The sequence below is a fragment of the Streptomyces griseorubiginosus genome, assembly GCF_017614965.1.
Taxonomy (GTDB): domain Bacteria; phylum Actinomycetota; class Actinomycetes; order Streptomycetales; family Streptomycetaceae; genus Streptomyces; species Streptomyces griseorubiginosus_B.
In genome coordinates, this window is the sequence record NZ_WVUG01000646.1 from 1 (window position 1) to 1,387 (window position 1,387).

Here is a 1,387-nt window from a genome sequence, read left to right on the forward strand (position 1 = left end):
TCGCCAACCGTGGCGAAATCGCTGTCCGCGTGGCCCGGGCCTGTCGGGACGCCGGCATCGCGAGCGTGGCCGTCTACGCCGACCCGGACCGGGACGCTCTGCATGTCCGCGCCGCGGATGAGGCGTTCGCCCTGGGCGGTGACACTCCGGCCACCAGCTACCTGGTCATCGACAAGATCCTGAACGCCGCCCGGGAGTCGGGCGCGGACGCCGTCCATCCGGGCTACGGCTTTTTGTCGGAGAACGCCGACTTCGCGCAGGCGGTGCTGGACGCGGGCCTGATCTGGATCGGCCCGCCACCGCAGGCCATCCGCGACCTCGGCGACAAGGTCGCCGCCCGCCACATCGCCCAGCGCGCCGGCGCGCCGCTGGTGGCCGGCACCCCCGACCCGGTCTCCGGCGCCGAGGAGGTCGTGGCCTTCGCCGAGGAGCACGGCCTGCCCATCGCCATCAAGGCCGCCTTCGGCGGCGGCGGCCGCGGCCTCAAGGTCGCCCGCACCCTCGAAGAGGTCCCCGAGCTGTACGACTCCGCGGTGCGTGAGGCGGTGGCCGCCTTCGGCCGCGGCGAGTGCTTCGTGGAGCGCTACCTGGACCGCCCCCGGCACGTGGAGACCCAGTGCCTGGCCGACAAGCACGGCAACGTGGTCGTGGTCTCCACCCGCGACTGCTCCCTGCAGCGCCGCCACCAGAAGCTGGTCGAGGAGGCGCCCGCGCCGTTCCTGACCGACGAGCAGGTCGCCGAGCTGTACCGGGCCTCCAAGGCCATCCTGAAGGAGGCCTCCTACGAGGGCGCCGGCACCTGTGAGTTCCTGGTCGGCCAGGACGGCACGATCTCCTTCCTGGAGGTCAACACCCGGCTGCAGGTCGAGCACCCGGTGACCGAGGAGGTCGCGGGCATCGACCTGGTGCGGGAGATGTTCCGCATCGCCGACGGCGAGGAACTCGGCTACGGCGACCCGCAGCTGCGCGGTCACTCCTTCGAGTTCCGCATCAACGGCGAGGACCCGGGCCGCAACTTCCTGCCCGCCCCCGGCACCGTCACCACCTTCGAGGCGCCCTCCGGTCCGGGCGTGCGCCTGGACGCGGGCGTGGAGTCCGGCTCGGTCATCGGCCCGGCCTGGGACTCCCTGCTGGCCAAGCTGATCGTCACCGGCCGCACCCGCAAGGAGGCCCTCCAGCGGGCCGCCCGCGCGCTGGAGGAGTTCCGGGTCGAGGGCATGGCCACCGCGATCCCCTTCCACCGCAAGGTGGTCACCGATCCGGCCTTCGCCCCGGAGCTGACCGGCTCCGAGGAGCCGTTCACGGTCCACACCCGCTGGATCGAGACCGAGTTCGTCAACGACATCAAGCCCTTCGCCGCCGCGGCGGATGCCGAGGCGGAGGAGGA

The 1,387-nt window shown here is 72.5% G+C and carries 1 protein-coding gene; it reads left to right on the forward strand.

Going from position 1 to position 1,387, the window contains the following annotated elements:
* Positions 1-1,387 (forward strand): acetyl-CoA carboxylase biotin carboxylase subunit (locus GRC12_RS44470; protein WP_208786100.1); only part of this gene is annotated, 1,387 nt, incomplete at both ends.